This is a genomic window from Clostridium mediterraneense (assembly GCF_900091705.1).
In the GTDB taxonomy this organism is placed as follows: Bacteria; Bacillota; Clostridia; order Clostridiales; family Clostridiaceae; genus Sarcina; species Sarcina mediterraneense.
Genome location: NZ_LT594783.1, coordinates 123,087 through 136,638 on the forward strand (window position 1 = coordinate 123,087; position 13,552 = coordinate 136,638).

Genomic DNA, 13,552 nt, shown 5'->3' on the forward strand with positions numbered 1-13,552 from the left:
AGGGGGAAATATATGGGACGTACAAAATATTTAATGTCTATGGGTGAATTAAGTAGAAAAGATAATTCTTTATGTTTTAGAGTTAATGGAAGAAATAAATATATACCAGTTGAAAATACTTCTGAAATTTATTGTTTAAATGAAATATCTTTAAATACTAAACTTCTAGATTTCTTATCAAGAAATGAAATTGTACTTCATATGTTTAATTATTATGGAAATTATAGTGGTACATTTTATCCAAAAGAAAAATTAAGTAGTGGAAGATTACTTGTTAAACAAGTAAGTAGATATAATAATGATAGAATAAATATAGCAAAAATTTTTGTACAAGGTATAGCTAATAATATTTACGAAGTTTTATATCATTATTATAAACATAAGAAGGATGTAAAGGATACTATAGATTGGATTAAAAAATATTTTAATTTAAAAATAAAAAAAATAGATAGTATAAATCAATTATTACAACTTGAGGGTGAGCTTTGGCAAAGATTTTATAGTGAGTTTAGAAATATATTACCAGAAGATTTTGTAATGAATAAAAGAGTAAAAAGACCACCAGATAATCCTATAAATGCATTAATTTCATTTGGGAATTCCTTATTATACACAAGAACTGTAACAGCTATATATAATACTCATCTAGATCAGAGAATTAGTTATTTGCATGAACCATCAGAAGGAAGATTTTCTCTAAGTTTAGATATAAGTGAAGTATTTAAGCCTATTATAGTATATAAAGCTATTTTTGATTTAGTTAATAATAAGAGATTGAAGGTGGATAAGCATTTTGAAAAAAGTGTGAATTATTGTATTTTAAATGAAGAAGGAAGAAAGATATTTATAGAAGAATTTGAAAAGAGAATGGATAGTGTCTTTGAACATAGCAAATTAAAAAGAAAAATTACTTATAGAACAGCTTTAAAATTAGAGTGTTATAAATTAATAAAATATATCCTAGAGGATAAAGAATTTAAGGCATTTTCTATAAAGGAGAAAGTATAATGTCTAAAAAGAATATAAATTATAATTATGCATTTGTTTTTTATGATGTTAATATTAAAAGATGTAATAAGGTCTTTAAGATATGTAAAAAATATTTAAATCATTATCAAAAGTCAGTTTTTAGGGGGAGTATAACTCCCTCAGATATTATAAATTTTAGGAAAGAATTAAATAAGATAATAGATAAAAAAGAAGATTTTATATGTATAGTAAAGCTTATAAATGGTAAAGTTTTTGGGGAAGAAGTGCTGGGAAATAAGGAAAGTAAATCAGAAGATTTAATATTATAAAAAGTAATTAATATAATATATTTTATAAGAATACATACAATGATATAATAAATTAAGATGAGAATTTAATATGTAGATTAAGTTGGGAGAGGCATTATGAATACTATAAATATAAATAAAAATGGAATCAAATTAAGAGGTAGATTAACAGAAGGTTCATTAATAGATTATAAAGGAGATAAAATTATTATTACAACAGAAGATAATTCTGTAATAGAGCTTGAATTTAATAATAATGCTGTCTTTGTAGAAGAAAATAAAAATGTAGATGAAACATCAAGTGAACATGTAATAGAAGCATTACCTCATAAAAATAGTTTTGTAAATGAAGAGGTACAAGGATTTACAGTAATTAAGCCAAAGGATGGTGGAGAATATCTTTTATCAATGGATGCAGTTCAAACATCTATTATAACTGGTGGTCTTAGCAGTATGATGTCATATTATATTACTAGATTTAAAGGTATATTAGAAACTTTAAAGGCAAAGAAATCTTTAGGTAATGTAGAGGATATAAAGAAATCAGAGTTAGAAGCTTTAAAGATTTATAATACATTAATAGTTAGATTCCTTCCTGAAGTTCAAGGAAGAAATAAGGAAATTTTATTAACAACTTTATCTTCTAATAAAGAAGTTATAGAAGATTTCATAATTTTAAAATAAGTAGTATATTTAAGAAATTATATTTAATTATATAATTTCTTTTTTATTTGATTTTATATGTATGAAGCTTTAAAAGATAGTTTATATTATATTTAAGCTTCTAAATTATAATACAATTTATTATGATATAATAAAAAATAATACATAAGAAAAATTTAATATAATTAGAGAAAGTAGGAGAACTAAGGATGAGTTTAATTGCAACTTATAAGGCTAATAGAAAAGGCAAAAAGAATGTAGCTAAAGGTGTTAAGGAATTACAAGAAGTAGAAAAGCTAATAACAGAAATCTTAGAGAAGATAGATAATGTTTTTGAAGATAAAAGTTTTATAGAAGAAAATGCTGATGTTAAAGAAGTTTTAGAGCTTATAAAAGGAATTATAAGTATTGATTTAAGTAAAAATGATAATATGGGTGTAAGTAATTATCTTTTTGGAAGACTTTTAAGAACTTATATTGTTTCAGAGTATGGTATAGATAAGAAAAGATTTCAATTAGAATTTTTAGATAGAAATAAAGAAATATTAAAAACAGAAGCTTTAGAAGATATTTTAAATAGAGCAAATGAAATATTAGAGAAAAATATAAAAATAGCAGAAAATCTTTTAGAAGTTACAAGAGGTTATGCAAAGGCAAAGCAAGATTTACTTCCTAGAAATAAAAAAGAATTTGATCAATATATTGCTGAGTATAATAATTATTTAGATGATAAAAATTCTAATATCAAGAAGGAAATTGAAAAGCTAAATGAGCTTAATTTAAAAGAAAATACTATATTTAAGGAAAATTTAGCAGAGATAATAAAAGAAATTAATATACAAAATAATATAAATGAAGATAATATTTTAAATAAGGAAGATTATATAAAAGAATTATTTGCTTATGATATGAAATTAAATAAATATATATTTAAGTTAAAAGATATGGTAGCAGATATAGAAGATTCAGATTTAAAACAAGCTTTAGAATCTATGGAAAGTATTCTTGGTGAATATAATAGATTAAATGCTATGGTTTGTATAAATATTTATAAAATAATAAAACCTTTTGATAAGAAATATGAGCTTTCTATAGAAGATTATAATTTAGAAGAAAGTATAAATAGCGATTATAAAAAGTTAAAGGATTCTTATACTTTAATAAATGATTTTGCTAAAGATATAATTTAATATTAATAAAAAATAGAGTTAAAAATTTTAGCTCTATTTTTTATTTGGGAATAATATATAAATCTTATAATTTGTAAATACCTTATTTTTTTATTAAAATAGAAAGATACAAAATAGGAGAGAAGAAGAGAGGGATATACATGAGAGAAGAGGCTAAAAATTTATTTAATGAACTTAAGAGTTACATAGATAATTTAGAAAATAGTTTATTAGAAAAAGATAAAGAAATTAAATTTAGAAATAATAGAATAAAAGAGCTTACAGATATTATTAAGGAAAATAGAGGTCTTGCAAATAATTCTCAGATTAATGACGAAAAATCTATTAGTTTAGATAAAGATATTTTTGATATAAAGTCTATATATTATTTAATATTAAAAGCTATGGAGTCTAAAAAGATAGATAATATAAAGAAGCTTTTTAATCTTTTAGATATTAATGAAAGTAAAAAGCTTGGAGAAAAGGTATGTAAGGATTTTATAGAAGCTTTAAATATTTATAGATTATATAGTTTAGATAATGATGATTCTAAAAGAGAGTTTTTAGTTAAATCTTTAGAAAAGTTAAATCCAGAAAAATTATCTAAGATAGAATCAGAAGTTTTTAATAATATTTTAAGTAGATATGAGATATTAGCTTATATAGATGAAGACTTTTTAATAAAGTTTGCTAGACAAAATGCCTTCAGTGGTAATAAAGAAATAGCAAAAAAGATAATTAGATATATTATAGAAAATAATAGAGCTATAGAGAAGTATTCTAATAGAGAAAATATAATGCTAATAGGTCTGCATATAGGTATTGAAAGGGTTAGAAAATTAAGTTTTATAGAACCAATTTATATAAAAGCTATGGATAGTGAATTTGATAATCACTTTATTAATTTTCTTATGGGGAATACAAATCTTACAGAGGATTACTTTAAAAAGAATGCTCAAAAGATTAGAGTTTTAAATAGTAATTTAGTTCAGTATATTTATAGTTTAATTTTGGAGAGGGGAGAAGAAATTATATATAAACCTTCTTTAGATATTAAACAGCCTAAAAAAGAAATAGAAGTAACTAAAAAGGAAACTAATGTAAAGACTCCTAAAGTAGCTTTAAAATCTATTTATATAAATAGAAATACAAAGATTTGTGATGATGATAGTACTATTTTAAGAACTAGATTAGAAAACTTAAATTATTATGATTCAACAGGTAAAACTAAACTTGGTGAAGTAAATGAATATATATTATACTGTCCTAAATGCAAGAAGAAATCTGTTAATGCAGATATAATAAGAAAAATATATAAAAGACTAGATCATAATTATAGATTAAAATTCTTAAATGTAGATTTAAAAAATCAAAGTACTTCATTAAATTTATTTGGATATAATGTTGGAGTTCCAAGAAGAGATAGAGTAGCACTTCTTAAAGAAGTTATTATCCCAGCACTTGGAGTTAAAAAGGTTATAGAAGATTTAAATTATTTAATTTATTTACATGAAAATAATAAGGGGAAAGATTTTTCAAGTTCTTTAGCTGAGTGGAAAAATGATATAAATGAAATAAAAGAAATTTATAATTGAAATTAATTTGTTAATATTTTGAAAGTATATATAAGTAGAAGCCTCTTTATAAATAATGGTAAAATTAATTTGGTTAATTTTACATAATATGCATGAGATTCTCTTTGTTAAATTTAGTTTTGATAAAGAAAATCTCATGTAATATTTATTTATATGGAGGAAGAGATAATGCAAGAATTAAAAGAATTAACAAATGAATATAAAGAAAGATTAAAGTTTATTACTAAGGATTTAGAAAACATAAAAAATTATAAATATGATAATTTAATCAGAGAAGATATAAAAGTAGATGCTGAAAGTTTATTTGTAGTTTTAATTGATTATATAAATTTAGCATTAGATATAAATAATGCACCTGAAAATATTACAGTTGATGATGCGATAGAATTTTGTGAAAGTAAGGGCTTTATATCAAAAGATTTCAAGGAAGTTGCACTTAATAATATAAATATATTTATGGGTGAGGACTTAGATATAGATGATATATTAGAATTTATAAATAATAATATAGAGATCTTAAAAGCAGAAGTAAAAGTAATGGAAGATATAAATATAAAACTTAGTAAATAATTATTTATATAAAGGGAGTTAGATAAAAAGTCTAACTCTTTATTTTTTATTATTTTTAATTTTACTAAAAAAGTATGTTGACAATAAAGAAAAAATATTTTATTATTAGTTAGTATTCTAATTAATATATATCTAATAATTTTAAATCAAACTATTTAGTATAAAGAAATAACTCCATGTTAAATAAAGTTTGATAGGAGATTATTTTTTTATAAAATTACTTAGAATACTAATTAATATAATTCTAACTATTTAGATTATATTAATTTAATATTTACATAAGATAAAATTTATATACGAAAGAAGGTTTTTTATATGGAGACAAGTTACTATTTAGAAAAAGCACCTATACCAAAGGCTATTGCAAATCTTTCAATACCAATGATGGTAGGAATGCTTGTAGGAGCTATTTATAATATAATAAATGCATTTTTTATAGGAAAGCTAAATAATCCAGATATGTTAGGTGCAATAGCAATAACTTTACCTATATTTACAATAATAATGGCTATTGGAAATTTATTTGGAGCTGGAGCTGGTACATATATATCACGTTTACTTGGAGAGAAAAATTATACTAAAGCAAAAAATGCATCTTCATTTGCTGTTTATGCTGGTATTTTTGTTGGGCTAGTACTTATTCTTATAGCTTTACCTTTTATTAAATATATTGTTGAAATTTTAGGAGCTAATCCTGCTATATATGGTTATACAAAAAATTATGTTGTTGTATTATTAATTGGATGTCCATTTATGATTCTTAACTTCTTATTAGAACAGTTAGTTCGTTCAGAAGGAGCAGCCAAGATTAGTATGATTGGGATAATAGTAAGTAGTGTAGTTAATGTAATTCTAGATCCTATACTAATTCTTTATATGCATTTAGATGTAAGAGGAGCAGCAATTGCTACTGTACTTTCAAATGCTATATCTGCATTATATTATGGATATTATATAGTAAAGAATAGTAAATATTTAAGTGTTAAATTAAGTGATTTTAAAATAGATAAAGATATTTTAGTTAATACATTAAAGATAGGTATACCTGAATTTATATTTGTAATTTTCCTAGGTATATCAAGTCTTATATTAAATAATGCATTTGCAGTATATGGAGATAATGTTTTAGCTGGCTATGGAATAGAGTCAAGAATTTGTCAGGTTCCAGAATTTATAGTTATGGGAATAGCACAAGGTATAGTTCCTTTAATTGCATTTAACTATACTGCAAAAAATATATCTAGACTTAATAAGGCAATGAGATTTAGTGCTATGTTAATAATAGGGATAGTAGTTGTAATTTCAGGAACAATATATTTATTAAACAATAATGTAATTGCTTTATTTACTAATGATATAGATGTTATTAATATAGGAACATATATGCTAAGAGTTTTATTAATTTCTACTTTCTTCTCAGGATTAACTACTTTAATGGTAGGTTCTTTCCAAGCTATAGGAAGAGAAAAAGAAGCTATGGTAGTATCAATATCACAAGGATTCTTATTTATACCTATATTATTTATATTTAAATATTTATATAGATTACATGGAGTTATTTGGGTTTTACCAGTAGCAGAAATTTTAAACTTTATTCTTACAGGAATTCTTTTTATATCAATGAAAAGAAAAGTTTTAAGATTTGACACAGTATAACTTTTAAATTAAAATTTTACTTAGTTAGATAGGAGTGTTACAAATGAATAAAGATACTAAATTAGGTACATTTCAATATTTATTTATGACTATAACTCATAAAATGCATAATGGTGTTAATGGGAAAATAGAAAAAGTAGGATTAACAGGTCCTCAAGCTAGAATGCTTGGATATATAGTTGAACATGAAAAAGATGGTTTAACTCAGACAGATCTTGAAAAGCCTTTTGATAGAAGAGGAGCTTCTATAACTAGTATGCTTAAATCACTTGAGAAAAAAGGTTTTATAATTAGAAAAGTAGATCCAGAAGATGAAAGAAGAAAAAAAATATATTCAACAGAAAAAGCTAGTGAGGCAATAAAAAAAGTTGAAGGATTATTTGTAGAAAGTGAAGAGGATATTACTTCAAATTTAAGTGAAGAGGAAAAAGCAGAATTAATTAGATTATTAAATAAGGTTATAGATAATTTAGATTAATAAGAATAGAGTATCTATTAATTAAAAGTATATAAATAAATTAAAAACTAAGTAATTAAGTCCAGCAATATACAAATTGCTGGACTTTTGTAATTTGTTGAAAAAAGAAGTGATTTTTAAAATTTAATTTATTGAGTAGATTTAATATAGTATGAAATAGGCTAGCGATATTAGTATTTAACTATTGTTTAACTATTAATTTATCAAGTAAGATAATATTTTTATTTTAAGTTTTTTATTTTACTTAGTATCTAACTAGTATTTTTTATCTAAACAATATTTAATAATAAATTATTATATAAAGCAGGAATAATTTATTAAACGTTTTAATAAATTGTTTTGGAAGTAAAAAATAATGAAATATATATTGTTTTAGAGATTAAGTTATTCAATTTTAACTATTTGCAAAATAAATTATTGTAAGATATCATTTATTTACAAATAATAATTATTAATTAATAATATTTGGAGAAAATATGAGATTATAAAGAGAGATGTAAAAAATTTTAATATAAAAGGAGAAATATAAATGACAAAAGATAGACTAACAACAGCTACAGGAATGCCTGTTTCAAATGATAATCAATCAATGAGTACACCAGAAGGATATGGATTAATTCAAGATAATCATTTATTTGAAAAACTTGCGCACTTTACAAGAGAAAGAATTCCAGAAAGAGTTGTTCATGCTAAAGCAGCAGGGGCACATGGATATTTTGAAGTTACAAATGATGTATCAAAATATACAAGAGCTAAATTTTTAAGTGAAGTTGGAAAGAGAACAGAGGTATTTGCTAGATTATCAACTGTTGGTGGAGAAGCAGGTTCAGCTGATTCAGCAAGAGACCCAAGAGGATTTGCATTAAAGTTCTACACAGAAGATGGTAATTATGATATGGTTGGTAATAATACACCAGTATTCTTCATAAGAGATGCTATAAAGTTCCCAGACTTTGTTCACACACAAAAGAGAAATCCACAAACACATTTAAAAGATGCTAATATGTTCTGGGACTTCTTATCATTAACACCAGAATCAACACACCAAGTAACATGGTTATTTAGTGATTCAGGTACACCAAAAACAGTAAGACATATGCATGGATACTCAAGCCATACTTATATGTGGTACAATGAAAAGAATGAATATGTATGGGTTAAATATCACTTTAAGTCAGATTTAGGAAGACAAAACTTCACAGCCAAAGAAGCTGAAGAAATGGCTGCTAAAAATCCAGACCATGCAATAGAAGATTTATATAACAGTATAGAAAATGGAGATTTCCCAAGCTGGACATTATATGTTCAAATTATGACAAATGAACAAGCTAAAGAATATGAATTTGATCCATTTGATATTACAAAGGTTTGGTATACAAAAGATTTCCCATTAATACCAGTTGGTAAGCTTGTATTAAATAGAAATCCTGAAAATTACTTTGCAGAAGTTGAACAAGCTGGATTCTCACCAAGTAGCTTTGTACCAGGAATAGGCGCTTCACCAGATAAATTATTACAAGGTAGATTATTTGCTTATGAAGATGCTCATAGATATAGACTTGGAGTTAATCATGAGCAAATACCAATAAATGCTCCTAAATGCCCATTCCACACAAAACAAAGAGATGGACATGCTGCATTTAATAATGGTGGATCAGCATTAAATTACTATCCTAATAGCTTTGAAAAAGTAGAAGCAGATGAAAGCTTTACACCACCAGCAGTAGAAGTAAACGGTGTTCTTGCTAGACACAAAGTTCAAATAGAAGATGCAGATTTCATACAAGCTGGTGTATTCTACAGAAAAACATTAACAGATCAAGAAAGAGCCAACTTAATTTCAAATATTGTTGGACATTTAGGTGGAGCTTTACAAACAATTCAATATAGACAAACAGCTTTATTCTATAAAGCAGATGTTGAATATGGTACAAGAGTAGCAGAAGGTCTTGGCTTAGATGTTAATAGAGTTAAAGAACTTGCAGAAATGTCACAAGAAGATAGAGTTAAAGCTACTTTAAATATATAATTAATTAAAAAGGGACTATAAAGTATAGTCTCTTTTTTATATAAATTTTAAATTGTTTTTGCAGTTTTATTTAAATCCTTTCTAGTTAGTAAGAAGCTTATAACTGCTGCCCCTATTACTATAAAATAACCTATAAAGCTATTTATACTTGGAATAGCATTAAATATAAAACTTGAAAAGATTGTAGCAAAAATAACTTGAGTATAGCTAAATATTGAAATATCCTTAGCTGGTGCAAATTTATAAGCTATTGTTGCTCCAAATTGTCCAAAGACTGTAAAGAATCCTGCAAGTAAAAGATATATAATTTGTGTAAATGTCATAGGTACAAAGTTAAAGATAATTACTGGTAGACTTACTAGTATTGAAGTTGTAGAAAACCAGAATACTATAGTTTCAGGTTTTTCTTTATCACTTAAATATCTTATACAGGTAAATACTATACCAAGAGATACAGCAGCTAGAATTTCTATGATACTTGGAATAAGTGGCATATTAGATCCAGGGCCAACTATAAATCCTATACCTATAAAAGCTATTATAAGTGATATTACTTGGAATCCTTTGATTTTTTCTTTTAAGAATATAAAGCTAAATATTATTATAAAAAATGGTCCAAGTTGATTTAAGATTGTGGCATTTGGAAGAATTAGATGTTCTACACCATAAAAGTTTGCTAAAGCTCCAAGTGTTCCGACTATTCCTCTAAAAAGAAGAACTTTCCTATCACCATTGTGTCCAAAGAAAGAGCCTTTACTTTTTATAAGCATATAAAAAGCAATTATAAAGGTCAGTAAGTTTCTAAAAAACATTTTTTGAATTACAGGTATGTTATTTCCAGATAATTTTATAAATAAGCTCATACAAGCATAACCAAATGAACTTATAATTATTAGTAATATTCCTTTTGTTAGATTGTTCATTTTAAGTTTCCTTAACGTAAATAAATTACGATTCCTATACAAATATATTTAATTTACATTTGGGATTATACTCCAAATTTTATATTTTTTCTAATGATAGCTTATTAAATGTATTTAATAATAGGAGGGTTTGGATAGTATTTTTAAAGTTTTTTTATTATTAATGTCTATATTTGCAAAAAATATATATAAAATTTTAATTTGATGTTAAAAATATGTTAAGAAATATCTTGGCTTGGAGTTAACTCCAAGTGTTATACTAATATTAGATAATTTTTAAAGAAAATATTAGAAATAGGAAACTTAATTTAAAGGAGTAATTTTTATGTTTAACTTTGATTTTTATAATCCAACAAAAATAGTATTTGGTAAGGATCGTTTAAATGAATTAGATAATTTAGTTCCTAAGGATACTAAAGTTCTTGTATTATATGGTGGAGGAAGTGTTAAAAAATTTGGTACACTTGATATGGTACTTAAAGCACTTGGAAATAGAGAAGTATTTGAATTTGGTGGAATTGAACCAAATCCTCAATTTGAAACTTTAATGAAAGCTGTTGAAATAGTTAAAAAAGAAGGTATAAACTTCTTACTTGCTGTTGGTGGTGGTTCTGTTATGGATGGAACTAAGTTTGTATCACTTGCAAGTAAATATGAAGGTGAAAATGCAGCAGATTTATTAAAAAATAGATTAGCTTCTGTAGAACTTTGTAAAGAAGCAATAACTATAGGAAATGTTGTTACATTACCAGCAACAGGTTCAGAAATGAACTGTGGAGGAGTTATTTGTATTGAAGGGGCAAAGCTTGGATTTAGAAATCCATTAGTATTCCCTAATTTCTCAATACTTGATCCAACATTAACATATACTCTTCCAGATAATCAAGTTGCTAATGGAATAGTTGATACATTTATTCATGTATGTGAGCAATATGTTACTTATCCAGCAGAAGGAAGATTCCAAGACAGAGCAGCAGAAGGAATACTTCAAACTTTAATAGAAGTTGGAAAGACTACTATAGAAAATAAAGAAGATTATGATGCTAGAGCTAATCTTGTTTGGTGTGCAACTATGGGCCTTAATGGCTTAATAGGAGCTGGAGTTCCTCAAGACTGGAGCTGCCATATGATAGGGCATGAATTAACAGCAAAATATGGAATAGATCATGGTAAAACACTTGCTATTCTCCAACCAACTATCTGGGAAGTTAGAAAAGATAAGAAACATGATAAATTAGTTCAATATGCTGAAAGAGTATGGCATATAACAGAAGGTTCAGAAGATGAAAAAGTTGATCTTGCTATAAAGAAAACAAGAGAATTCTTTGAAAGTCTTGGAATTAAGACTTACTTAAGTGATTATGGAGTAAAAGAAGAAGAACTTGAAGATATAGTTAAAGCTCTTGAAGAACATGGTATGACTAAGTTATCAGAAACAGGAGATTTAACATTAGAAGTAAGTAGAGAAATATTAAAAAAATCATTATAATTTTTTTAGATGTCGATAATATCGGCATCTTTTTTTATATAACAATTTAAATAAATATATTTAAAATATTTTATGAAATTTTTATAATTGCTTTAAGGGATTTTTAAAAGTGCCACTTATAATAAAGTCATAGCAAACAGTAAATAACAAATATGAGATAAGTGGAGGAATAAGAAATGAATAAATTAGAAGTATTATATAAGGTATTTAACAATATGAAAGAAAGAGAAAGCTTTGAAGGAGTTATGAATGCACAAGCTTTTAACGGATCAGAAGAAATAGTTAATATGAGAAATGAATTTTCAAAGGATATTAAAAACGGAGAATGTAAGTTAATAGTTAATGGAAGAGTTAATCTTCCAGAATTTAAGGGAGAAATTAAAGAAAGCTTTGATTTAAATAGAGAAGAAATGCATAAGAAAATGCATGAAAAAATGAGAGAAAAGCTTATGAATATGGATGAGAATGAAAGAAATGAATTCTTTGAAAAAATGGGTAAACATCATATGATGGGATTTGATAGAGAAGAATTTATGAATATGGATGAAAAAGATAAAGAAGGATTCTTTAAGAAGATGAAAAAGAATCATATGAGATGTCATGGTATGGGAAGAATGGCCAAAAACCCTATGAAGAAGTTTGGAAAAGCAGCATTTATGTTAAAAGTATTAAATGAAATGGAACTTTCAGAAGAGGAAGATTTCAAGATAATTAAGCTTGATTTAAATGAAGTTAAAAAAGAAATAAAAGAATTAAAAGGAGATCATAAAGGAAAGCACTGCCACTGTGAACATAGACATGATTACAAGTCAATTGATGAACTTGAAGGAATATTTAAATTAATGGCAATAAAACATAAAATGAGAAAAGAAATCTTATTCGCTGATTATGATGAAATGACTTTAAATCTATATATTAATAAAGAATTTAATATAGAAAAGGCATTTATTGAAGGTAAGGGACAAAAGACTGTAAATATAGAAGTTAATTTTAGATAATTAAAAGATAGAGATAAAAGCATTTAATAATAAAAGCATCACATTAAATATCTACAAATCAAATTAAAGTAGTTTTATTTAATGCGATGCATTTTTTTACTATACTTTTTAATTTCTTTTGTTTATAATTTGTGTGTTTTAAATTTATTTAAATATAAAGTTATTTTTATTTCTTTCATTTGTAATTTTAAAACCTAAAATAATAAGTGAAAGAGTAAATGTCACTATATTAGCAAATAAGACGGACATATCTTTACTTATTAAACCATGTACTGCCCAAAGAGCAGATCCGATAACATATAAAGAGTACATACCTAAAGATATACCACTAGTATCTTTTGTTTTAATTATTTGTATTACTTGTGGTAAAAAAGAAATAGTTGTAAGTATAGCAGCGATTATTCCTATCATGAAAAATCCTCCTATCTTTTTTAATATTACTTAATAATTTTTATGTAATATTAATACATCTATAAAGACAAATTAAATTTCAATTTGAAATTTAATAACTTAGAGTTATTTTAGAAAAGTTTTTAAGTTAAGGATTTTAATCCTTATAAATATTAAGGAAAATTTTTGATGTGTTTAATTATTATTTTCCTCATTTTAATATATTACTTCTTATTATTTTTGATTAATTTTTATGATTTGATTTGATGAGGTTTGATTTGATATAGAAATTAAACTTTAAAAACTTATACTCTA

General features: G+C 24.7%; 13 protein-coding genes. 11 read left to right on the plus strand and 2 right to left on the minus strand.

All coding sequences use genetic code 11. The features are described 5' to 3' along the window. Positions 1 to 12: 12 nt before the first annotated feature. From cas1b to BN8917_RS01160, 9 genes are all read left to right on the plus strand, one after another. On the plus strand, positions 13 to 1,008 hold the full coding sequence (gene cas1b / locus BN8917_RS01120) for a type I-B CRISPR-associated endonuclease Cas1b (RefSeq protein ID WP_066869408.1): 996 nt from the start codon (positions 13 to 15) through the stop codon (positions 1,006 to 1,008). Beyond that, complete coding sequence (gene cas2, locus BN8917_RS01125) at positions 1,008 to 1,298, plus strand: CRISPR-associated endonuclease Cas2 (RefSeq protein WP_066869411.1); 291 nt, start codon at positions 1,008 to 1,010, stop codon at positions 1,296 to 1,298. The genes cas1b and cas2 overlap by 1 nt, the downstream gene beginning before the upstream one ends. Positions 1,299 to 1,394: 96 nt before the next feature. After that, positions 1,395 to 1,961 carry a hypothetical protein gene (locus BN8917_RS01130; RefSeq protein ID WP_066869414.1) on the plus strand — a complete coding sequence of 189 codons (567 nt, stop codon included), beginning with the start codon at positions 1,395 to 1,397 and terminating at the stop codon, positions 1,959 to 1,961. A 188-nt stretch (positions 1,962 to 2,149) separates the two neighbouring features. Continuing rightward, positions 2,150 to 3,130, plus strand: coding sequence for a hypothetical protein (locus tag BN8917_RS01135; RefSeq protein ID WP_066869417.1), 981 nt, complete (start codon positions 2,150 to 2,152; stop codon positions 3,128 to 3,130). A 140-nt stretch (positions 3,131 to 3,270) separates the two neighbouring features. Beyond that, the gene (locus BN8917_RS01140) at positions 3,271 to 4,704 is read left to right on the plus strand and encodes a hypothetical protein (protein WP_066869420.1); all 1,434 of its coding nucleotides are present in this window, start codon (positions 3,271 to 3,273) and stop codon (positions 4,702 to 4,704) included. A 168-nt stretch (positions 4,705 to 4,872) separates the two neighbouring features. Further along, positions 4,873 to 5,274, plus strand: a complete 402-nt coding sequence (locus BN8917_RS01145; RefSeq protein WP_066869423.1) for a hypothetical protein — start codon at positions 4,873 to 4,875, stop codon at positions 5,272 to 5,274. 315 nt (positions 5,275 to 5,589) lie between these two features. Further along, a complete protein-coding gene (locus BN8917_RS01150; RefSeq protein ID WP_066869425.1) occupies positions 5,590 to 6,930 on the plus strand; it encodes an MATE family efflux transporter in 1,341 nt (446 codons plus the stop codon). 43 nt (positions 6,931 to 6,973) lie between these two features. Then, positions 6,974 to 7,408: a MarR family winged helix-turn-helix transcriptional regulator gene (locus BN8917_RS01155; RefSeq protein WP_066869428.1), complete on the plus strand. Its 435-nt coding sequence runs from the start codon at positions 6,974 to 6,976 to the stop codon at positions 7,406 to 7,408. Positions 7,409 to 7,937: 529 nt separating this feature from the next. Beyond that, on the plus strand, positions 7,938 to 9,437 hold the full coding sequence (locus BN8917_RS01160; RefSeq protein ID WP_066869431.1) for a catalase: 1,500 nt from the start codon (positions 7,938 to 7,940) through the stop codon (positions 9,435 to 9,437). 47 nt (positions 9,438 to 9,484) lie between these two features. Here BN8917_RS01160 and BN8917_RS01165 read toward each other — a convergent pair whose 3' ends face one another. After that, positions 9,485 to 10,360: a DMT family transporter gene (locus BN8917_RS01165; protein ID WP_066869434.1), complete on the minus strand. Its 876-nt coding sequence runs from the start codon at positions 10,358 to 10,360 to the stop codon at positions 9,485 to 9,487. A gap of 325 nt (positions 10,361 to 10,685) precedes the next feature. Between BN8917_RS01165 and BN8917_RS01170 the strand changes: the two genes are divergently transcribed. Together BN8917_RS01170 and BN8917_RS01175 are read left to right on the plus strand one after the other, a co-directional pair. Next, entirely contained in the window at positions 10,686 to 11,849 is a 1,164-nt protein-coding gene (locus tag BN8917_RS01170; protein WP_066869437.1) for an iron-containing alcohol dehydrogenase, read from the plus strand. Positions 11,850 to 12,025: 176 nt separating this feature from the next. Continuing rightward, positions 12,026 to 12,847 (plus strand): hypothetical protein, encoded by an 822-nt coding sequence (locus tag BN8917_RS01175; RefSeq protein ID WP_066869440.1) that lies wholly within the window; start codon positions 12,026 to 12,028, stop codon positions 12,845 to 12,847. Positions 12,848 to 12,991: 144 nt separating this feature from the next. Here the strand turns inward: BN8917_RS01175 and BN8917_RS01180 are convergent, their stop codons facing one another. Continuing rightward, positions 12,992 to 13,258, minus strand: a complete 267-nt coding sequence (locus tag BN8917_RS01180) for a SemiSWEET transporter (protein WP_066869443.1) — start codon at positions 13,256 to 13,258, stop codon at positions 12,992 to 12,994. Positions 13,259 to 13,552: the final 294 nt, after the last annotated feature.